Origin of the sequence: Brevibacillus brevis, assembly GCF_001039275.2 — a bacterium.
Taxonomy (GTDB): domain Bacteria; phylum Bacillota; class Bacilli; order Brevibacillales; family Brevibacillaceae; genus Brevibacillus; species Brevibacillus brevis_C.
This window is the reverse complement of the sequence record NZ_CP030117.1, coordinates 2628367-2648832: the sequence shown is the minus strand read 5'-3', so window position 1 is coordinate 2648832 and position 20466 is coordinate 2628367. Positions and strand designations below refer to the sequence as shown.

General features: G+C 47.2%; 22 protein-coding genes. 9 read left to right on the top strand and 13 right to left on the bottom strand.

Annotated features, from left to right (window positions below):
• Positions 1-12 precede the first annotated feature (12 nt).
• On the top strand, positions 13-534 hold the full coding sequence (locus tag AB432_RS13455) for a hypothetical protein (RefSeq protein WP_048032706.1): 522 nt from the start codon (positions 13-15) through the stop codon (positions 532-534).
• Between the two features lie 31 nt (positions 535-565).
• Here the strand turns inward: AB432_RS13455 and AB432_RS13450 are convergent, their stop codons facing one another.
• The gene (locus AB432_RS13450) at positions 566-1015 is read right to left on the bottom strand and encodes a hypothetical protein (protein WP_048032705.1); all 450 of its coding nucleotides are present in this window, start codon (positions 1013-1015) and stop codon (positions 566-568) included.
• 238 nt (positions 1016-1253) lie between these two features.
• On the opposite strand from AB432_RS13450, the gene AB432_RS13445 reads away from it, so the two are divergent.
• Positions 1254-2000, top strand: a complete 747-nt coding sequence (locus AB432_RS13445) for a class I SAM-dependent methyltransferase (RefSeq protein ID WP_048032704.1) — start codon at positions 1254-1256, stop codon at positions 1998-2000.
• A 50-nt stretch (positions 2001-2050) separates the two neighbouring features.
• Here AB432_RS13445 and AB432_RS13440 read toward each other — a convergent pair whose 3' ends face one another.
• Positions 2051-3424: a D-serine ammonia-lyase gene (locus tag AB432_RS13440; RefSeq protein ID WP_048032703.1), complete on the bottom strand. Its 1374-nt coding sequence runs from the start codon at positions 3422-3424 to the stop codon at positions 2051-2053.
• A gap of 162 nt (positions 3425-3586) precedes the next feature.
• Between AB432_RS13440 and AB432_RS13435 the strand changes: the two genes are divergently transcribed.
• The 3 genes from AB432_RS13435 (at position 3587) to AB432_RS13425 (ending at position 5434) form a co-directional block, all read left to right on the top strand.
• Positions 3587-4078: an NUDIX hydrolase gene (locus tag AB432_RS13435; RefSeq protein ID WP_048032702.1), complete on the top strand. Its 492-nt coding sequence runs from the start codon at positions 3587-3589 to the stop codon at positions 4076-4078.
• A gap of 18 nt (positions 4079-4096) precedes the next feature.
• Positions 4097-4549, top strand: a complete 453-nt coding sequence (locus AB432_RS13430; RefSeq protein ID WP_048032701.1) for a GNAT family N-acetyltransferase — start codon at positions 4097-4099, stop codon at positions 4547-4549.
• Between the two features lie 84 nt (positions 4550-4633).
• Positions 4634-5434 carry a VOC family protein gene (locus AB432_RS13425; RefSeq protein ID WP_048032700.1) on the top strand — a complete coding sequence of 267 codons (801 nt, stop codon included), beginning with the start codon at positions 4634-4636 and terminating at the stop codon, positions 5432-5434.
• Positions 5435-5478: 44 nt separating this feature from the next.
• Here the strand turns inward: AB432_RS13425 and AB432_RS13420 are convergent, their stop codons facing one another.
• From AB432_RS13420 to AB432_RS13410, 3 genes are read right to left on the bottom strand one after another with little or no spacing between them, the layout of a single operon-like run.
• Positions 5479-6597 carry a YheC/YheD family endospore coat-associated protein gene (locus AB432_RS13420; protein WP_048032699.1) on the bottom strand — a complete coding sequence of 373 codons (1119 nt, stop codon included), beginning with the start codon at positions 6595-6597 and terminating at the stop codon, positions 5479-5481.
• A 59-nt stretch (positions 6598-6656) separates the two neighbouring features.
• Complete coding sequence (locus AB432_RS13415) at positions 6657-7565, bottom strand: RluA family pseudouridine synthase (protein WP_048032698.1); 909 nt, start codon at positions 7563-7565, stop codon at positions 6657-6659.
• Between the two features lie 33 nt (positions 7566-7598).
• Positions 7599-7946 (bottom strand): thioredoxin family protein, encoded by a 348-nt coding sequence (locus AB432_RS13410; protein WP_017248178.1) that lies wholly within the window; start codon positions 7944-7946, stop codon positions 7599-7601.
• Between the two features lie 150 nt (positions 7947-8096).
• Here AB432_RS13410 and AB432_RS13405 point away from each other — a divergent pair, with 150 nt between their 5' ends.
• Entirely contained in the window at positions 8097-8315 is a 219-nt protein-coding gene (locus AB432_RS13405; protein WP_007723065.1) for a hypothetical protein, read from the top strand.
• Between the two features lie 31 nt (positions 8316-8346).
• A complete protein-coding gene (locus AB432_RS13400; protein WP_048032697.1) occupies positions 8347-9036 on the top strand; it encodes a class F sortase in 690 nt (229 codons plus the stop codon).
• 28 nt (positions 9037-9064) lie between these two features.
• On the opposite strand, the gene AB432_RS13395 is transcribed toward AB432_RS13400, so the two are convergent.
• Positions 9065-9952, bottom strand: coding sequence for a LysR family transcriptional regulator (locus AB432_RS13395; protein ID WP_048032696.1), 888 nt, complete (start codon positions 9950-9952; stop codon positions 9065-9067).
• Positions 9953-10065: 113 nt separating this feature from the next.
• Here AB432_RS13395 and leuC point away from each other — a divergent pair, with 113 nt between their 5' ends.
• Complete coding sequence (gene leuC / locus AB432_RS13390; RefSeq protein ID WP_048032695.1) at positions 10066-11496, top strand: 3-isopropylmalate dehydratase large subunit; 1431 nt, start codon at positions 10066-10068, stop codon at positions 11494-11496.
• The gene (gene leuD / locus AB432_RS13385) at positions 11493-12077 is read left to right on the top strand and encodes a 3-isopropylmalate dehydratase small subunit (RefSeq protein ID WP_048032694.1); all 585 of its coding nucleotides are present in this window, start codon (positions 11493-11495) and stop codon (positions 12075-12077) included. Before leuC ends, leuD begins: the two co-directional genes overlap by 4 nt.
• 75 nt (positions 12078-12152) lie before the next feature.
• Here leuD and AB432_RS13380 read toward each other — a convergent pair whose 3' ends face one another.
• The 7 genes from AB432_RS13380 to AB432_RS13350 all read right to left on the bottom strand — a co-directional run bounded on the left by AB432_RS13380 (position 12153) and on the right by AB432_RS13350 (position 20463).
• The gene (locus tag AB432_RS13380) at positions 12153-12659 is read right to left on the bottom strand and encodes a GNAT family N-acetyltransferase (protein WP_048032693.1); all 507 of its coding nucleotides are present in this window, start codon (positions 12657-12659) and stop codon (positions 12153-12155) included.
• Between the two features lie 116 nt (positions 12660-12775).
• Complete coding sequence (locus AB432_RS13375; RefSeq protein ID WP_048032692.1) at positions 12776-14434, bottom strand: AMP-binding protein; 1659 nt, start codon at positions 14432-14434, stop codon at positions 12776-12778.
• A gap of 78 nt (positions 14435-14512) precedes the next feature.
• The gene (locus AB432_RS13370) at positions 14513-15310 is read right to left on the bottom strand and encodes a phosphotransferase (RefSeq protein ID WP_048032691.1); all 798 of its coding nucleotides are present in this window, start codon (positions 15308-15310) and stop codon (positions 14513-14515) included.
• A gap of 63 nt (positions 15311-15373) precedes the next feature.
• Entirely contained in the window at positions 15374-15850 is a 477-nt protein-coding gene (locus tag AB432_RS13365; RefSeq protein ID WP_048032690.1) for a hypothetical protein, read from the bottom strand.
• A 92-nt stretch (positions 15851-15942) separates the two neighbouring features.
• Complete coding sequence (locus AB432_RS13360; RefSeq protein WP_048032689.1) at positions 15943-16434, bottom strand: YajQ family cyclic di-GMP-binding protein; 492 nt, start codon at positions 16432-16434, stop codon at positions 15943-15945.
• Between the two features lie 20 nt (positions 16435-16454).
• Entirely contained in the window at positions 16455-17243 is a 789-nt protein-coding gene (locus AB432_RS13355) for an SDR family oxidoreductase (RefSeq protein ID WP_048032688.1), read from the bottom strand.
• Positions 17244-17367: 124 nt separating this feature from the next.
• A complete protein-coding gene (locus AB432_RS13350; RefSeq protein ID WP_048032687.1) occupies positions 17368-20463 on the bottom strand; it encodes an efflux RND transporter permease subunit in 3096 nt (1031 codons plus the stop codon).
• Positions 20464-20466 lie beyond the last annotated feature (3 nt).

Here is a 20466-nt window from a genome sequence, read left to right as displayed (position 1 = left end):
AGGAAGCACAGAATGAACCGATATTATGGACTTTTTATAGGTACAGCAATCCCTTTCAAGCACCTGAAGAAAATCATTCGCAAATTCAACGATGATTACTATGACAAAGCCAGTCCTGAACGCCAGCAGGACTTTATCCAAATTATCCCGGAATTCCACATCAGTCACTCTAATTATCCACCCACAATGCTGGAGTGTATCATGGTGGAACCGGCGTTTTTGAACAGATTTTTGGAAATCATAAACAACCTAGATTTCACTTTCATCCTTTGCCAATACCGTCACGGTCACTTTCAAACGATCATGAATGGAATCGAGTATAGCGTTACGAGCTATCGCTCCTTGGAAGATGTCGTCTATCTGCTACTCGAAGATGAAGATGATATCGAGGGGAAATTTGCTAAAAAACTACGCACGCTCCCACTCGAAAAACAAGTTGCCTCAGCCCCCGGAATCAAAACGAGCGAAGAATATCAGCATCTGCTAGATACATGGGTAAAGGAAGTACTCGCCTATCCAGCAAAAAACGCATGAGACCTTTTTGGCCCCATGCGTTTTTCCCTTTCTACATCGTCTTACTTTCTTGCTCCGCTTTACCAAGTCGGTCCTGGAACAGCTTGCTCAATTGACCGATATTTACTTCCCATTCTTCATCCTTGTAATAAACTGTCGCTTTGGATTCGCCTTTTTTGCCCACGATACGAATATTCGTTGTCTTCACTTCATAGGTCCCGTCTTCCTTGAAGGAAATATCAGCATCCTTTAGCTCTTTGTCCAAGACTGGTGTAATCGTCTTGTCGACGACTTCCTGTGTAGCTACGGCTGCTTGACGTCCCATCTGGATCACTTCTTCAGGACTGAACTGGAAAAACAACACGAGCACAACACCAATAATAGCAGCAAGCGAAATAATTCGAATGATACTTCGCACCACCCATTGGGCAGCCATGATAATGATTATGATACCTAGCGCAATCGGCCAGTAATCTTTGATCAGTTGAAGTATTTGGTCCACCTTTATCCCTCCTTCGATTTCAGTCTCGCCAAAAAATATCGAAACCAAATCTTCTTACAGAAAAAAACCGTCTCAGCAAAGCGGACGGAATCGCAAAAATGGGTTGTCTCACACTAATTCTCGTAAAAAAGGCAAACTCCTGCTCTCATTTTCAATCGTTTTAAACGAATAATTGACATCATCTTCATCTTTTATCCATAATAGGAATCCGAGAAAAAATGGAAACGGGGGATAGGGGATGAAACAAAATCTGTATGATCAACTGGATTTTTATCAGGACTATCAAAAGCTCCGTCTGTCCGGTGAATCAGAGAATGATTTGATTGAACAGCCTGCCTTTCGTGGTTGTCTCCCCTTGCTAAAAGGCTTGCGTGTACTCGACCTCGGATGTGGTGGCGGACAGTTTGCCAAGTACTGCGTGGAGCAAGGAGCCAGTGAAGTGATCGGTGTTGATCTCTCTCACAACATGCTGGAGTATGCCCGAACGAATAACAGTCATGAGAACATTCAATATCTACACGGCTCCCTGGAGGACATTGAGCTTGCCGATCATGACTACGATCTTATTACGAGCTCTCTCGTCATGGACTATGTTCGTGACTATGAGCATGTGATCAACAAAGTAAGCCGCGCCTTACGTAACGGAGGACATTTCGTTTACTCTACACTCCATCCGCATATTACCGCTCGCAAAAAGGTCGAGGGCTGGGTACGCGACGAGGAAGGACAGAAACATTTCTGGCCCTTGGACAACTACCTGGAAGATGGAGAACGTGAAATGTACATGATGAATGGCAGAAAGGCCCTTTTTTACCACCGCTCCATGTCCACTGCCGTCAATACGTTAATCCGAGCGGGGCTTACCCTGCAAGAGATCATCGAGCCAACCTGCACGCCAGAAGGACTCCTCTTGCAGCCGCATCAGATTTCCGAAGTAAGAAGACCGACGTTTATTATTTTCAAGACACAGAAGACTTTGAAATGAATGAACAAAAGCCCGGAGGAGTGATCCGGGCTTTCCTTCAAGGACAGACATTATGTATCTGTATCGATTTTGCCTTCCAGACCTTTGGCATAGTATTCATCCTGAATATGCTCCGGCACCATACTCCCACCCGTCGCCCATACGATGTGGGTCGCCTTTTTCATTTTTTCCTCCGTCAAACCTTGCTTCTCCATATACATCCGCCCAGTCTCCTGCTGAAACAATCTAGCAGGTCCTGGCATTCCGGCCAATGCAGAAGGCTCCAATCGAATGGATTCGTGATCGCGCAAGGCTCGCAATAACGCATATAGTTCTTCGTCGTCCACTGTAAACACGCCACTCAGTAGCTTCTCCATCATTTTTCCTACAAATCGGGAAGGTCGACCAACCGCCAGGCCATCCGCCTCTGTCTTGTTGTCTATCCCGAAATCTTGAACGGAGACTTTGTCATGGAGGCCTGTCATTAAACCTAGCAGCATGCAGGGAGAATGAGTTGGTTCCGCAAAAAAGCAATGAACATTGTCTCCGTAGATAAGCTTCAATCCGTAAGCTACACCGCCAGGGCCTCCCCCCACCCCACACGGCAAGTAGACAAACAGCGGGTGATCGTTATCTACTGTAATCTGCTGCTCCTCTACCTGTTTCTTTAATCGTCCGGCTGCTACTGCATAGCCGAGGAACAATCGCTTGGAGTTCTCATCATCGATGAAATAGCAGTTCGGATCGGCTTCTGCCTGCTTCCTGCCCTCTTCCACCGCTTTTCCGTAATCCGATGCGTACTCCACAACCTGGACCCCTTTTGCCCGCAGCAATTCCTTTTTCCATGTTTTGGCGTCCGCTGACATGTGTACAGTGACTTGAAAACCGAGCTTCGCGCTAATGATCCCGATACTCAAACCGAGATTTCCTGTCGAGCCTACCGCAATGGAATAACGGGAAAACAGTTCCCGGAACGCATCCGAAGCCAAAATAGCGTAATCATTGTCCGGTTGCAGCATCTGATGCTTTTGGGCCAATTCTTCTGCATGTGCCAGCACCTCGTAGATGCCGCCCCGCGCTTTGATGGAACCTGCAATAGGCAAATGGCTGTCGCATTTTAACCAGAGATCCCCTTGTATATCCGATGCAAAGCGAGACTCCAAGTACTTTTGCATCTCTTTTATCGGAACAAGTGGGGACTCGATCAGTCCACCAGCTTCTCTCGTCTCAGGAAAAGCCACTTGAATGAACGAGCCAAAACGCCGCAACCGTTCTTCTGCATCCTGGACTTCCTCTGGCGTAACGGGGAGAGTTGCTTTTGCGATCTCATCATAGCTAGGGTTTGTCCAGAAAACTTCATCCGTCTCCATCATGTTTGGAAGAAGCGGATATTTCGTTATCCACTCCTCCCTTGTTAGCCCTTCTACCTTTTCATTGTTTCGCATGTTGAACGAGCCCCCTATTCTTCCTTCCATCTTCTTTGTTATTATAACGAAATATTACGAAACTTCTTTGGGAAAACCAAATAAAAATTACTGATGAAACCACTCATTTGATACAATGGTCGTGTTAAAGAAATCGATTGTAACAAAAAGGAAAGTGATAACATGTATCGCTATACCATATGCTTTCTCAAACATAGAAATGGAATACTCATGCTGAATCGCAACAAATCACCGTTGATGGGGCTATGGAATGGCGTAGGCGGTAAGCTAGAGCACGGAGAGACTCCACTGGACAGTGTCCTTCGCGAGGTTCGGGAAGAGACGGGCATTTTGCTAGAAACCGCTTGCTACAAAGGCACTGTCTCTTGGCTGGTCGATGGAATGGAAACGGGTGGTATGTATGCATTTCTCGCTCATCTTCCAGACAACTACGAGCGCTCTCAAACCCCACAGGTAGTGGAAGAAGGTATCCTTGACTGGAAAAAGCTAGCGTGGATCTTGGACCCCGACAATGCTGGCGTCCCAGAAAACCTTCCCCTGTTTTTACCATACATGTTGGAAGAGGCTGATCCTTGTCAGCATTTCTTTACGTACGAAAACAACCAGGTTGTCAACTATGAAACAGCTCCATTGCAAAAACCGGTAACCACTTAAATCGGAGGAGAAACACGGATGGAAATTCGCAAGCTTGCCGTACAAGAACAACCACCAATGGATTTACTCTTATTGGCTGACCCCTCTGTCAGATTGGTGAAAGATTATTTACAACGAGGTCAATGCTATGTCGCTATTCTGGAGGATAGCATCGTAGGTGTCTACGTATTGATTCCAACCAGACCAGATACGATTGAACTCGTGAATGTTGCCGTCGATGAGGCCCATCATGGCAAGGGCATTGGCAAAAAGCTCGTTCTTCATTCCATTGATGTAGCCAAATCTCTCGGTTATAAGACGATCGAGGTCGGCACAGGGAATTCTAGCGTGGGTCAGCTCGCCCTTTATCAAAAGTGTGGATTTCGGATGAATTGGATCGATCGGGACTTTTTCTTGCGGCATTATGAGGAAGAGATTTACGAAAACGGGATTCAGGTGGTAGATATGGTTCGCCTCTCTCAAGATATTTGAGAAGACTGTCTAGAAACAGTGTGAATCAAATGAGTATACATAATTTATATTATGTTATCTTTTTATAGGAAAAGGTGATGCCAGGTGATCACGCATTTTTCAAAATTAACCTTACAAACTGTGTCCATCCAAGGGGTACGCCAGGTTTACGCAGACTCTCTCGGCTTTCCGATTTCATCTCAGTCAAATAAACAGATTACGTTTCAAGTCACACCCGATTTTCGTTTAACCTTTGAAGAAGTGTATGAACCGATCTCCCCCGCCCATATTGCTTTTCAAGTACCTTATTCCCTCTTTCATGAATCAGCGAAAAAGATCAAAGAATCTGGTCTTTTGATTGTTCGATGGGAGGATGGGCATGACATTGATCAGGAAAAAGGACGGATGAACCTGTATTTCCGCGATGGAGACGGGAATCTTCTTGAGATTATTGCCCACGAGTATGTATCAGAAGAGATCGTCGAGCCATCCACTCCCCTGCACATTCTGTATTTACGAGAAGTGGGCTGTCCCGTAGAAAGTGTGCCTGTTTTTACGCAATGGCTAAAATCGAATATAAGCATGAAAACTTATGAGGATGGCGAAATTTTTAACTTCGTCATTGGGGGAACGGCGCATATTGTAGCCACATGGAAAAACAGGCCCTGGATTCCCATTGCGATGAAAGCGCTACCACCAAAAATGCACGTCACTTTTGGAACACCTGACCAAACGTTCCTGCAAAAAGTACGGAGACGCTTTGAAAAAAGTAATGTCCTCTTCCATTCGGATGCCCAAGAGCTTACGTTCGTCCGGGAAGGATACACTTTTTCTGTTATCCATACACCCGATTACGCCCCTGACACCCCGAGCAAATTGCAATTACCGCTTTCTATCTCCATTTAACAAATACAGCGGCAGACGAAGACTGCCGCTGTTCTGCTTTTACATTATCCTCTGGCGACCTTTCTCTTCAAAAGTGGCTCGCGACCTTCACGTCCCTGTGTTTTTGCAAGGTAGATGGCGTATTCAAGCGGGCGAGTAATAGCATTCTTGTACTGCCCCGTTGCTCCCATCTCCCGGAAAATTTCCCGAGCTGGTTTGGGATTCACTTCGATCAGCCAAGCGTGACCATCTACATCGATGCCAATATCCAGCCCAAATTCAACCATCCGTCCAAAATGATCCTCGAGTGTTTCCGCTGTTTGAAAAGCGAGCTGTTCGCAATCACGCACGATCTGCGCAGTGCGTTCCTCCCCAAACCTCGGTCGGAGAAATTCCGATACAGGGATAGCTTTTCCGCCACCATGCAGATTAGAGGTGGCACTGCGTTCTGGACCCACGCGAATTCCATGACCTGTGATACCCCATTCACCTTGCCCATTCTTTTGAATCAAGAGGCGCATGTCTACTGCTCGCGAAGGAACCAGCTGCAAACGAAGCCCTTGCTGAACGATGTATTTCTCCTGTCTCGTCCAACGATCTACCCATCTCTGGGCAGCGGCTTTGTCTCTTACTACTGTGGATACTTTTGCCCTTTGTTTATTACGACCGAGCAGTCTCAGTTCGTCGCCACGCTTTTCAATGGACAAGATGTTTCGTCCTCCTGTTCCATTGAGTGGCTTTACGTAGAGCAATGGATGCTTACTTAGCATGTTGACCAGGCTTTGGCGGTTATAGAGGTGGGTTTCCGGAAGCCAGCGATGCATTCTGGGGTCCCGATGCAGCACCTCATGTACACGCCATTTGTTTGCCAAGCGATTGTTTGCGTACAAAAAATTACTCGTCCGTCGAAAGGCCACATAGTTCTTAAATGCTTGTGTCGGTGTATAGCGGTATCGGTCGAAAACAGCGTCTGGACGGTCAAATATCCTTGCTTGCCAGCCGCCATTGCTCCCCGGAATATACCCTCTCACCTTCTTGCCGGCCGCAAGCACATCATTTGGGGAAAACAAGAAAACGGTACAGCCTAGTTCTTGTCCAGCCTTAAGTAGTCGCCGAAAATAGGTTGGCTCTGCAAAGCGTTTGCCTTCCCGCCAAGTCAAGATGCCGATAATGGGTCGTTTCAAAAGACCACCCTCTCTCGTTTCCTCCTTGGCAGTTTATTCAGTCCGTAGTCAAATGGCGATTATCTCAGCTTCTTTTCCAAGTGAAATAGATCGAGTGGCAACGGAGCCGTTACTTCGATGACTTCTCCACCGAATGGATGCACAAATTTGAGCACTGCTGCGTGCAGCGCTTGTCGCTTAATGAGTTCGCGCTTGCCACCATACAGTTCATCCCCTAAAAGCGGGTGCCCGATATGACTGAAGTGAACGCGAATTTGATGGGTTCTCCCCGTCTCCAATTGACATTCTACTTTCGTAGCTGTTTGAAAACGTTCTTTCACCTGGTAATGGGTAATCGCTGGATCTCCGTTTGGTGTGACCCTTCTTCGCGTCCCATGATTCCGATCTTTTCCAATGGGTTCATTAATTTTCCCGCGCTCTTTGGGCATTTGTCCCGATACATACGCGACATATGTACGCTTGATTGTACGCTCACGCAGCATTTCATCTAACAATGCAGAGGCCCAGGCATGCTTCGCGTACAGAACGACGCCTGACGTATCCTGATCCAGCCGGTGGACATGGCGGACTTTTGCTTCCAAACCTGTACGGAAAAAGTGCCCCGATACGAGATGATCCAACGTCACATGATGATGTCGTTCGGTCGGATGTAACAAAAGGCCAACCGGCTTATTCACGATGAGCAAATGATCGTCCTCATACAAGATTTCAGGAGCTTCGCTAGCCGGATCAAGCCCCAATGGCTCAGGCTTGCACATCCGCAGGCGAACTTCCTGCCCTGCTTTTCCTACAACATGCTGAGCAACTGGTTCGCCATCCAGCAGTACTTCTTTGTGTTGGAATAAAAGATGGACCTGCTTGCGAGGCAGCTTCCACTCTTCGCGCAGCAGGTTCCCAATCGGAATGGCATCATCATTGTCGCGTAAGTGAGCAACGAGCCATTCTCCTTCTTTTTTCATGAATAACATTTCTGTCTATCTCCCTGTTCTATGTTCATGCAATTATGCTTGCTCGAGTCCTTTACTGACTTGAATCGCACGGTCCAGGAAATGCTCGATCTCTTCACGACTCTTTCCGAGCTTACTCACGAAGCGAACCAGTTCTTTTCCATTATGGAACGCAATAAAGCTCGGAATCCCGAAGACATCGTATTTTTGGGACAAGTCCGGGAGAGTATCACGGTTGACTTCAATCATGTCCAGCTGTTCTTTGTATTTTTCTTCCACAGCAGGCATGAATGGATCAATGCGATGGCAATCTGGGCACCAATCCGTGAAGAATTTGACAATGACTGGCTTGGTTGCTGCGATTACTTGCTCGAATTCAGCTTCTGTCTTAATTTCTCTCATGTTATCTTCCTCCCAGAATGATTTGGAAATAGTGTACCACAGGCGCGGGCTGTTTGGGACGTTTAGGAGAAACAATTGCCATCACTAACAAAACAACAAACGGAAATCCTATTGGTTGTAAGCCAATAATTTTTAAGGTAGGTGCTACTCATGAAGAAGTTCGCTGCTTTGTTGATGGTTGCATGCTTGGTAACTACTGCAATTCCTGTATCTGCTGCAACACATGACGGTCACAAAAAACACCATAAGGTACAAACAAAAGCGCATCATATGAAGACCAAAGCTCACCACATGAAAACCAAAGCACATAAAGGCAAAGTGCATATCAAGGCTATGCCGAAAACTGGTATGGGTGGGGCAAGCAATTAAAGGGGGATCTTCCCCCTTTTCTTTGCGATCTATGAAAAAACTACTGGGGTTCCTTCTATTCATTAGTTTGGTTACAATGGGTTGCGGTCATACAGCTAAACAACCAGTCGAAGCTCCAAAAATCACGAATACCATGCCAAAACCAGCAGGGCCCATCCATATCAAACGAACGTTTACCGTTTATGGTCCATCGCTGCCACCTCAACCGACGTTCCTTCCTGCCCCTCCTCTTCCAGACGGAATCATGCCTACACTTCTACATATTCCCAAACTGAACCTGCAAGCTCGTGTAGAACCAGTCGGCGTTTTACCGAATGGGCAAATGGACGTCCCAAAGGCTTTTGATCGCGTGGGTATTTTGGCGCCCTGGACGAAGCCCGGAATGAAGGGGAATGCAGTGATCGCTGGTCATTTTGATCATTATACAGGTCCGGCTGTTTTTTACCATCTGAAAAAACTAAAACCCGGCGACAAAATCACGGTGCGTGAAGCAAAAGGAAAAACGCTTACTTTCCAGGTTCGCAGAGTAGAAAGCTTCCAGACTGCCGAAGCGCCCATCGATCAGATTTTTGGGAATGCAGAGCGATCCCATCTGAATTTGATAACCTGCTCTGGAAAATTTAACAAGAAAACACAGGAGCATGCTCGAAGGCTCGTCGTCTTTTCCGAACTTGTACAAGATATAGAGCCACAAGATGAAAAACCCAGTGTGCGCGAATGATTGCGGCGACTGGGTTTCTTGTTTGCCTTTATATTTTCCCCCCCTGCTCGAGGAGACATTGCACAAACGCTTCAGCCGGGCGTGACAGCGGTTTGTCCTTTCGATACGCCACGACGAGTGTGCGAGAAGGTTTTGTTTTTATCCGTACATAAGTTGGCGGTTCGATCGTTCCGGGTGCGAGCGTAATCATTTTCGGCGCAAACGATAACCCCATTCCTGCTGCAACAAGTGACTGAGCCGTCTGGATGTTCGAGCTCTCAAACACAATTCTCGGTCGGAATCCCGCTTGCTCACAGAGCCGAAGTGAAATCGTGCGGAAGCCTTGTCCTTCTTTTAACAGAATAAATGGCTGATCGGCTACCTCTGCGAGATCGACTTCTTTCCGTTTCGCGAGCGGATGATTGGCTGGTACCGCCAAAAAGATTTCTTCGTTGATCGCGGGGATGATTTCCAGAGACGGATCACTGATGGGCATGGTTAGTAAGCTTACATCAATTTTCCCTCGCACGAGTAGCTGCTCCAAATGACTCGACGTTTCCTCCATCAATTGCAGCTCCACACCGGGAAATTGCTGTGTAAACGTAGGCAACACCCTTGGCAGCACGTACGCCCCTGTGATCGGCAAGCTTCCTACTAGCAATTTTCCGCTTTCTCCTACGGCATAAGCGCGCATTTCCCGCTCTAGCCCCTCTGACATGTCGACGAGCGTTTGCGCCACCTGTATGAAGCGCTGGCCCGCATCAGTCAGTTCTACGTGCTGTGGCAAGCGATGGAACAAGCTGACACCGAGTATTTTCTCCAGCTTCGCAATTTGTTGACTCAACGATGGTTGGGCCAAATGTAATCGATTGGCTGCCCGGGAGAAACTGCGTTCTTCCGCAACAGCGAGTACATAACGAATTTGTCGTAACTCCATATAGACCTCCCGATAGGCAAAAACTATCCTTCTTATAATTATTATATCTTTGAACTATTCTCTTTGCCATGTTACAACCTTGTTAAGAGTTTTTGAACGAAGGAGGAAACATAATGACAGCCCGTACGATGTTTGAAAAGATTTGGGACAATCACGTTATTCACGAAGAGGCAGGCAAGCCGAGCCTTTTGTATATCGACCTGCACCTGGTTCACGAGGTGACTTCGCCGCAAGCCTTTGAAGGACTCCGCTTGGCTGGCCGCCAGGTACGCCGTCCAGAGCTTACCTTCGCAACCATGGACCACAACGTACCGACTGCTGACCGTTTTAATGTCAAGGATCCGATTTCTCGTCAACAAATGGAAACCTTGACGGCGAACTGTGAGGAGTTCGGGATTACACTCGCAGATCTGAACAGCCCGGATCAAGGGATCGTCCACGTCATTGGTCCTGAGCTCGGACTCACACATCCAGGCAAAACAATTGTCTGCGGTGATAGCCACACCTCCACTCACGGAGCATTTGGTGCCCTCGCCTTCGGTATTGGTACCAGTGAGGTGGAGCATGTACTCGCAACACAATGCTTGCAGCAATCCAAACCAAAAACGATGGAAGTACGCGTAAACGGCGACCTGCCATTCGGTGTCAGTGCAAAAGACTTAATTTTGGCGATTATCGCAAAATACGGAACTGACTTTGCAACTGGCTACGTCGTAGAATACACAGGTGCTGCGATCCGCAACCTGACTATGGAAGAGCGTATGACTGTGTGCAACATGACGATTGAAGGTGGCGCTCGTGCTGGCTTAATCGCTCCTGACCAGACTACTTTTGACTACTTGAAAGGCAAGCGCTACGTTCCGCAAGGGGAAGATTTCCTGGCAGCTGTCGAGGCTTGGAAAGAGCTGTGCACAGACGAAGGCGCAGCGTTTGATGCTTGTGTAGAAATCGAGGCAGCCGAGATCGCACCGCAAGTGACGTGGGGAACGAGCCCTGGTATGGGTACGAACATTACGAGCACCGTTCCAAACCCTGAGTCATTCGAGACAACCGCACAGCGAAAAGCGGCACAAGATGCTCTGGCGTACATGGACCTTGCACCTGGCACCCCTATGAGCGAAATCAAAATCGATCGCGTCTTTATCGGCTCCTGTACAAACGGTCGGATCGAGGACCTGCGCAAAGCAGCCGAAGTGGCCAAAGGACGCAAGGTCTCCCCTTCCGTACACGCAATGGTCGTTCCTGGCTCTCAAGCAGTTAAGCAGCTCGCTGAGCAAGAAGGCTTGCACCTCATCTTCCAAGAAGCTGGTTTTGACTGGCGCGAATCTGGTTGCTCCATGTGTTTGGCGATGAACCCGGATATCCTGTCCGAGGGTGAGCGTTGTGCTTCTACCTCCAACCGGAACTTCGAAGGACGTCAAGGACGCGGCGGAAGGACTCATCTGGTCAGTCCGGAAATGGCAGCAGCAGCAGCTATCGCAGGTCACTTCGTCGATGTACGTGAATGGAAAAGCGAGAACGCTAGCAAGGAGGTATTCCAATGAATCCATTTGTCATCCACACCGGAGTGGTAGCCCCACTCGATCGTGTAAACGTAGATACGGACGCAATTATCCCTAAGCAGTTCTTGAAGCGCATTGAGCGCAGCGGTTTTGGTCAATTCCTGTTCTACGAATGGCGCTTTACTGTCGATGGTACGCCAATCGATACGTTCATTCTGAATACGCCTGCGTACAAGGAGTCTACTGTCCTTCTTGCCCGCAACAATTTTGGCTGTGGCTCCTCTCGTGAGCATGCTCCATGGGCACTCCTGGATTATGGCTTTCGCTGTGTGATTGCTCCATCCTTTGCGGACATTTTTTACAACAACTGCTTCAAAAACGGCATCCTGCCGATCAAGTTGAGTGAAGAGCAAGTCGATGAACTGTTCAATCGTGCTCAAAACAAGCCGAACTACCAGTTGACCATCGATCTGCAAGAACAAGTCGTTCGTGACAGTGAAGGTCTCTCCTACCCGTTCGAGGTAGACTCCTATCGTCGTTATTGCCTACTGAATGGTCTAGACGATATTGGAATTACGTTGCAGTATGAAGATAAGATTTCTGCATACGAAGCAAGTCGTTAATTTCCATCCGTAGCGTAGCGCATAGAAAAAACGAAGGCATCCACGATTGAGTGCCTTCGCTTTTTCATGTTTGTCTTATAAAAGAATATACATGTGGCTCTCATCAAAATATTGATCGCCGATTTTCAGTGCACGCTTCTCTAAACCGTATGGAATAAAGCCCATTTTTTCATAGAGACGAATGGCAGCCGGATTGGTCGTGACGACCGCGAGCTGTATCGTATCGATATCTCCCCGCTCCTTTAAGTAGGCAAGTTCTGCCTGCATGAGCGCTTGTGCGACACCTGTCCCGCGATACGCTTCACGTACGTACATAGAGACGACAGAGGCTTTGTGTTTTGCTTTCAGCCCTTTGTGGCGGAAAAAACCAATGATCCCAGCCAACTGTCCTTCCACAAATGCACCAAAATAGCCGCTATCACCTGACTCCCCTTGAGAAAGTCTTTGCAGCCACTCTTCCATCGATACCTGAATTGCCTCTTCATAGGTAGAGCCAAAAGCGTCTGGGTCTGTTTGCAGCCCTTCCAGTCTAATCTTTACCAACTCTTCTGCATCGTCTGGTCCCAAAAATCTAACTTCCATCCTAGGCTGCACCTCTCTTATTTTTGATTTTCACTAATCTTAGTCAAGAGTTACTTGAAAGTAAAGAACTATCTAAAAAAAGCGCCAGGAGCATCTCCCTAGCGCTTGAACCTATCCTATGCCGTTCCCGTCTGGTTTGGGTTGCTTTGCCCAAATAGCTGCAACGCTTGCTCTCGTAGCTTGAACTTTTGAATTTTACCGGAAGCGGTCATCGGATATTCGTCTACAAACTGTATGTAGCGAGGGATTTTGTAATGAGCGATCTTCCCTTCACAATAGTCCCGTACCTCTTCCTCCGTCAACGTTTCGTGAGGTTTTACCCGAATACACGCCAAAACCTGCTCTCCGTATTTGGCATCAGGTACACCGACAATCTGGACGTCCAACACTTTTGGATGTGTATAGAGGAATTCTTCCACTTCACGAGGATAAATATTTTCCCCTCCGCGAATGATCATGTCTTTCAGCCTGCCAGTAATCCGATAGTAGCCTTCTTCATCGACGGTTGCCAAGTCTCCGGTATGTAGCCAGCCTTCGTGATCGATTGCTTTTACTGTCTCCTCTGGCATGTTGTAATAGCCTTTCATGACCAAGTATCCTCGGGTGCACAGCTCGCCTTGTGCACCTGACGGCAAAATGTCACCTGTCGCCGGATCGATGATTTTTGCTTCTACCTCTGCATGCAAACGACCGACAGTGGATACTTTTCGCTCGAGAGAATCCTCTGGTACGGTCTGTGTGATGACAGGAGAAGCTTCAGTTTGTCCGTACGCAATTGTGATGTCACGGATTCCCATTTGATCGACGACCTTCTTCATGACCTCAATCGGGCATAAAGAACCAGCCATGATGCCTGTTCGCAGCGAGCTCAGATCACGCTCGGCAAACGTCGGATGGTTCAATTCGGCAATAAACATCGTGGGTACACCATACAGTGCTGTGCAGCGTTCGGCCTCCACAACCGAAAGTACGACACCGGGATCAAAGGCGATGACAGGAACCATCGTCGCACCTGTCGCCACACATGCCAAGGTCCCCATCACACAGCCAAAGCAGTGGAAAAACGGCACAGGAATACACACCTTATCCTCAAACCCGAGCCGCTGACATTCTGCTACCTTGATGGCATTATTGACAATATTGACATGCGACAGCATGACTCCCTTTGGAAAACCGGTCGTGCCGGATGTGTACTGCATATTGATGACATCATCAGGTGAGAGCGTCGCCTGGCGCGCGATCCGCTCTTCTTCTGTGACCCATGCTGCACGTTCGAGCAAATCACTCCACAAAAACATTCCGGGTTGTCGCTCATTCCCTAGATAAATCACATTTTTTAAATGCGGAAGCCTTTTGGATTGTAGCGCTCCAGGTTCACATGTCTGTAACTCCGGGCAAATCTCTTGAATCATGGCAAGATAATTCGCATCGCGATAGGAATCCATTAAGAGAAGCGTCGTCGATTCGGATTGACGCAGCAAATATTCCAGTTCATGTACCCGGTAGCTCGTATTGACCGTTACCAGTACACCACCTATTTTCGCTGTAGCAAATTGCGAAATCACCCATTCTGGTACATTCGTTGCCCAAATCGCGATATTTTCCCCTTTTTGAATGCCCAAAGACATAAATCCCCGCGCTGCCTGATTGCATATCGCTTGAAATTCTCCAAACGTATAGCGAAGCCCTCGTTCGTGATAAACCAGCGCTTCCTTTTCCTGATACTTACTCGCTGTGTCGTCTAACATGTTGCCGATTGTGGTCATATGAATCATATAAGCACCCCCAAAACATTCAGACTATTCTGTAGGATTCTTCTTTTACGCCACAATCCCTTCTTTTCCGTTAGCGTTCTATAACCATTCGTTCATGTGTTCCTTGATAAATGCGATGTCTTCTTGATAGTGAAGAATATGTCCTTCTTCGGCCATCTTTTGAAAAGCAGCATCGCCTTCACTGGCTTTTTTGGCAATGGTTTTGCATTGTCCTTCTAAACGGAGCAAGACCATTTCTAGCGTACCTTCCTTCATTTCCATCCCGTACGACTCAAAGAACATGGCCACTCGCTGTTTTCGCTGGTTGGCATGCACCAATGGTTGGTAATGGATTTTTTCTCCGGATTCCGTTAAAGAAAATCTGCTCAAAGGCACGCAGGTATAGAGCGTATAGGCGATATCCCAAAGTTTTGGACCCGGAGCCGCTAAATCAAAATCGATAATGCCTATCGGTTTTTGTTGATTGAAAATGATATTGTACATAGCAAAGTCGTTATGACAGATGACTTCACGCGGACCAGGTGTGTGAACGAACGAAAGCCACAGATCATCGAAAGGAAAATCACTCACAGCGTCATGATAAAACCGAAGCATTTTCGCAATTACTTGTAACGCTTCGTCTGACTTCATATATTCCTTCCAAGGGTAATGACCTGCCTCTCCCTCTATAAAGGACAGGATTTCTCTCCCCTTTTCATCCATGCCTAAAAATTTCGGCGCATACGGATAGCCTTTTCTTTCCAAGTGCTTCAATAATTCATGAATGTTCTTGCTCCCTGGCTTTACTTCCCTTCTGACTGTATTGCCAGAACGGTAAACGTTCGTTACGTTTCCTCCGGCTAATAATTCTTCCCTCGATGATGACGATTTTTCCATATCAAGAACGCCCCTTTCTTTTGACGAAAAAGAAAGCGTCCCTGTTGTGGAACGCCATCTGTTTTACTTCACGACGATTTTTTTCGTAGCCTCTACCTTGTATGGCAGGTGGTTGCTGTAGTTGAGCTCTACCCGAATTTCATGCTCTCCCTTAGGTAACTTTTTCAGTAAAAACTCTGGTTGGTAAATCATCCCTTTTGGTTCGCCATTCAGGTATAAATGTGCGTGCCCCTCACCAAAGACTGGTGCCTCGGCCAATTCTCCATTGTCCTGAACAAACGTGAAGTTCTCTGTAAGCAAGGATACTTCTGCCGTCGTCCCATCCATTTTGACCTCCATATTCAGCGCTGGCTTTTCTGACCCTGCTGGCTGGTTCATGGGTGCCGTCGCTGTAACAGAAGTAGTCGGGTCTGACGGTCGATAGGAGTCCGAGACGCTCAGAGGGTCTTTGACCAGAAGTACGATGCCCGCCACTAGTGCTACAAGGAACACAATTCCGCCCAAAATGAGATTGCGCATACTGATAATAAAGACCTTCATGTCTCTACTCTCCCTTTCGCAAGTGCTTGTCACTTATTTGTACATGCATATGCGAGAGTGAAGAGAGTTAGAAGCAAAAACTTTTCTAGTAATTAGCGGTAGTTAATAAATTGTACTTCCAAAGGCAGATCAGCCTTACGAATTGCGTTGATGATTTGCTGTAATTCATCTTTACTTTTTCCCGTCACGCGAATTTGATCGTCTTGAATCTGTGTTTTCACTTTGAGTCCTGTATCTTTGATGATGCTGTTGATCTTTTTCGCATTGTCTTTGTCGATCCCCTGCACTAGCTTTACACGCTGACGGACTGTACCACCCGCTGCTGGTTCGACCTTTCCGTAGTCAAGGTTTTTGATCGGGACATCCCGTTTGACGAGCTTACCAAGCAAAATATCTTTTACCTGACTAAGCTTGAAGTCATCATCGGAGACGAGGACGAGCTCTTCCTTTTCCAAAGAGATGCTGCTCTTGCTCCCTTTGAAGTCAAAGCGATTTTCTATTTCTTTTAATGCGGTCTGAATCGCATTGTTCACTTCGGACAACTCTACCTTGGACACGATATCAAATGAGCTCTCTTTACTCAAAGGAATTCCCCTCTCTTTTATTAGATCGCTCGGATCAACCCACCATCGACGAGGAAGGATTGACCTGTCACGTAGCTGTTGGCTGGCGAAGCCAAGAACGTCACCATGCGAGCAAACTCGTCAGGCTGGCCGTATCTGCCCAATGGGATTTGCTTCTCCCAATTTTCCCTAACTTCATCAGCACTGATACTCTTCGCCTCTGCGGTAAGTCCATCCAGTTGTGCCACCCGATCCGTCGCAATTCTACCTGGCCCAATGGTGTTTATCAGAATCCCATCCGGTCCTAGTTCTGAAGAAAGCGTCTTGGATAAGCCCAATACCCCAGTACGAAACGTATTGGACAGAAGCAAATTCTCAATTGGCTGTTTAAAGGACGAGGAAGCGAAATTGATGATTCTTCCAAATTGGTTCGCTCGCATATGCGGTAAAACAGCACGAATGGCACGTACATAGCTGAGCAAATTTAGCTGGAAGGCTTGCATCCACTGTTCGTCGGTGAGCTGATCGAATCTACCTGTTGCAGGTCCACCTGAATTGTTGATTAAAATATCGACGCTGCCAAAATGCTTGACCGTTGCTTCGACAACCCGCTTGATATCTTCTTCCTTCGTCACATCCACGGTTACGGCAAGAGGTGATTTTCCAGTAGCTTGTTCGATCTCTGCACGAACGATTTCCAGAGCAGCTTCATCTCTACCGCATATCGTAACATTCGCTCCTTCTTGGGCGAGGCACTGCGCTGTTGCCTTCCCCAATCCTTTTGATGAGGCGAGTACTAGAGCCGTTTTTCCTTGCAAAAATAGATCCATGTGCATGCTCCTTTCATGGTCCACTCATGTATGTATCTTGATCTCTTTATTCTACAGAACTTTCAGACGAAGGAAAAGAAAAAGAGAAGGGGTGCAGCACATACTCCCCTTCTCTTGCGAATCACTATACCTCTGTCGGAGGTACATTCTTATCTTTGTTTTGTTTTGCTGCTCGTTTCGCTTCGCGCTTCGCCTGGCGAGCAGCTTTTCGTGCCAGTCTTCCTGCCTTCGCCCCTTCAAACAGGGAGTACAGGACTGGTACGAGCACCAGTGTTACAATCGTGTGGAAAATCAAGCCGGAGATAACGGCTGTTGCGAGTGGTGCTTCCAAATCAGAGCCTTCCGCCATGGCAAGACCCATCGGCAGCATCCCGAGAATCGCCGTCAGCTTCGTCATGATAACGGGACGAATACGTTCCTTCGTTCCTTGGATAATCGCCTCTGCGGTTTCCATTCCACGTTTGCGCAGCAGGTTGATCCTGTCGATCAAGAGGATCGCATTGGATACGACGATACCGACAAGCATGATGATCCCGATCATCGCCATTTCACCGAATGTCCGCTGCGTAAGGACGAATCCAAGCACAACACCGACCAAGGCCATTGGAATCGTCAGCATGATGATAAACGGTTGGGACATCCGTCCGAACTGGGCAACCATGATGACGTAAATCAGAGCCAGAACCCCCAGGAATACGAATATCCCCTGGCTCATATTCGTGCTTTGCTCTTTTAGCTTACCAGCGATTTCGACATTATACCCTGCTGGTACAGGTACGGTTGGCAATTTCTCATTTAGTTCACGGCCTACTGCCCCTAAATCACTTCCCAGCATCTCGGCAGAAACCGTAACGATGCGTTCGCCTTCTTTCCGCTCAATCGTGATCGGAGACTTACTGTACTCCATTTCCACCAGATCTGCCAAAGGTACTGCTGCCCCGTCTTTCGATGTAACCATAATCGTTTTGAGCTGATCCGGGTGCTTCAGCCAGTTGTCCGGCATCTTGGCAACGATGTCGACTTCGATTCCATCTTGTGTGATGGACGTAATTGGTTGGTTGCCGATTAACACGCTCAGTTGTTGCAAAAGCGAACGATGATCGACATTCAGTCTGGTAAGCGCTTCTTGTTTTGGCAGCAACGTAACTTTTTCTTTTCCTTCTTTAAAATCGTTACGAATGTTGGTGAGCCCGTTGATCGTGCCAAGCATCGTTTCCAGATCGGTTGCGATCTTCCGCATGACTTCCATGTTATCCCCGTAAACATCCAGTTGGATCGGGCCGCTTCCGCCTTGTTGTCCGAAAGACATGGAGACAGATTCGATTCCTGGGGTCTCATTCAGGCGCTTGTTAATATCCTCGTTCAAAGCGTCCTTATCACGTGTTCTGTCCGTCTTCGGAATTAAGGAAATGAACAATGTTGCTTCTTCCTTGGAAGTAAAGAAGAATACATCCTTGATTTCCGGGATCTCCCGCAGCGATGTTTCCGCGGTGACGGCTGCTTTTTGAGCTGTTTCCAACGTAGCTCCGATTGGCATTTTCATATTGACAAAGACGATATTTTCATTCGGGTTAATCCCTTGACCCATTTTCATAAAAGGTGTGAGGAAAACGGCACCAACCAGCAATGCTACTGCGAGTAAAACCGTTTTTATCCGATGTCTAATCGCTACATGTAAAATGCCGCTGAATACGCGAATGATAAAGTGTTCCTTGCCTTCTCCTTCTAGCGAAACGTGCTTATCCTTCTGCAAGAAGCGATTGGAAAACACGGGAACGAAGAAGTAAGCAGCGATCGTCGATGCAATAATGGCAGCGGATACCGTAAAGGCGATTGTAGCCAAAACCGGTTTCAGCCAATCTTCAAAATCCGCGAAGACAAGTGGCAAAAAGACGATGATGATCGTGAGCTGGGAGGTGAACACAGGTGTCAAAACTTCTCTCGTTCCTTTAATAATAGCCTGCTTCAGCTCTTCGCCCTTTTCCCGGTAGTGATAGATACTTTCCAATACGACGATAGCGGCATCGACGATCAAGCCGACTGACAAGCTCAAGGACAGCAAACTGATCATATCAATGTTGTAGCCTGCGAGTTTCATCGCGATGAACGTCATGAACGCAGAGAGCGGCAATGTAGTAGCGATAACGAGTGTGACCCTCCAGTTGCGTAGGAAGACGAACAAGATGATGATCGCAAGCGCCCCACCAATCATGACATCCCGGCTGAGGTTGCTCACGGCGTGCTCAACAAAGGAAGCTCCTTCGAACATGACTTTGATGTTGTATTTACCGTTTGCTTCTGTGTTCATTTTGCGAACGACTTCTTCTACATTCTTTTGTGTTGTGATCAAGTCATAGCCGTCTGCCCGCGTCACGCTGAGTTGAATAAACACGGAACCGTTTGTCAGAGCGACGAAGTCTTTCACTTTTCCACGCAAATCTTCAATTTGTGCCAGTTGATTCAGAGAAACGGTTCCTCTCGGTGTATCAATTGGCAGTGCCTCTATTTCCTGTGGAGTCTGATAAGTATTGTCAATCATGACAACTGTATCAAATCCCGTGTTCTCCAGTGTACCAATCCCTTGCTTCCAGTTTGTATCCTGAAGCTGTGAAATGATAGCCGCTGGCGTTGTTTGATAGGCATTCAATCGCTGTGGCAAAAAGGATATGGTAATTTTATTCTCGAAGCTTTTCTCTTCTACGATTACTTCCTTGACTCCCTCGACTTCTTCAATGCGGTCCTTGATTGAAGTTTTTGCCAAACTCAGCATGGTCTTCGGCTCTGCTCCCACGACGGCAAAATCAATCATTTGATCGCTACCCATATTGCTCTGGGAGATATCTACAGAGTCAACAGCTTTCGGAAAACCGTTTCGGAGACGGTTGACGGCATTTTGTACATCTTGCTTAACCTGCTCGCCTTTACCTTCATTTGCTGAAATATTGATTCTGACAGAACCTGCACTTGTTGAAGAAGAGTATTTTTTAATATCATTAATCGATTTTAGTTCTTGCTCTACTTTCTTCGTTACTTTTTCTTCCATCTCTTCTGGTGGCAGTGCACCACCGGAAATTCTTACGTAAATATCAGGAAAGTTCGTTTTTGGAACGAGTTCGATATTAAAGCTGAATAAGGACCCCAAACCTGCAATCACGAGTAAAAATGTAAACAAGTAGACGATTAGCTGTCTTTTCAGCAAAAAGAGAATCACCTTGTTCATGTA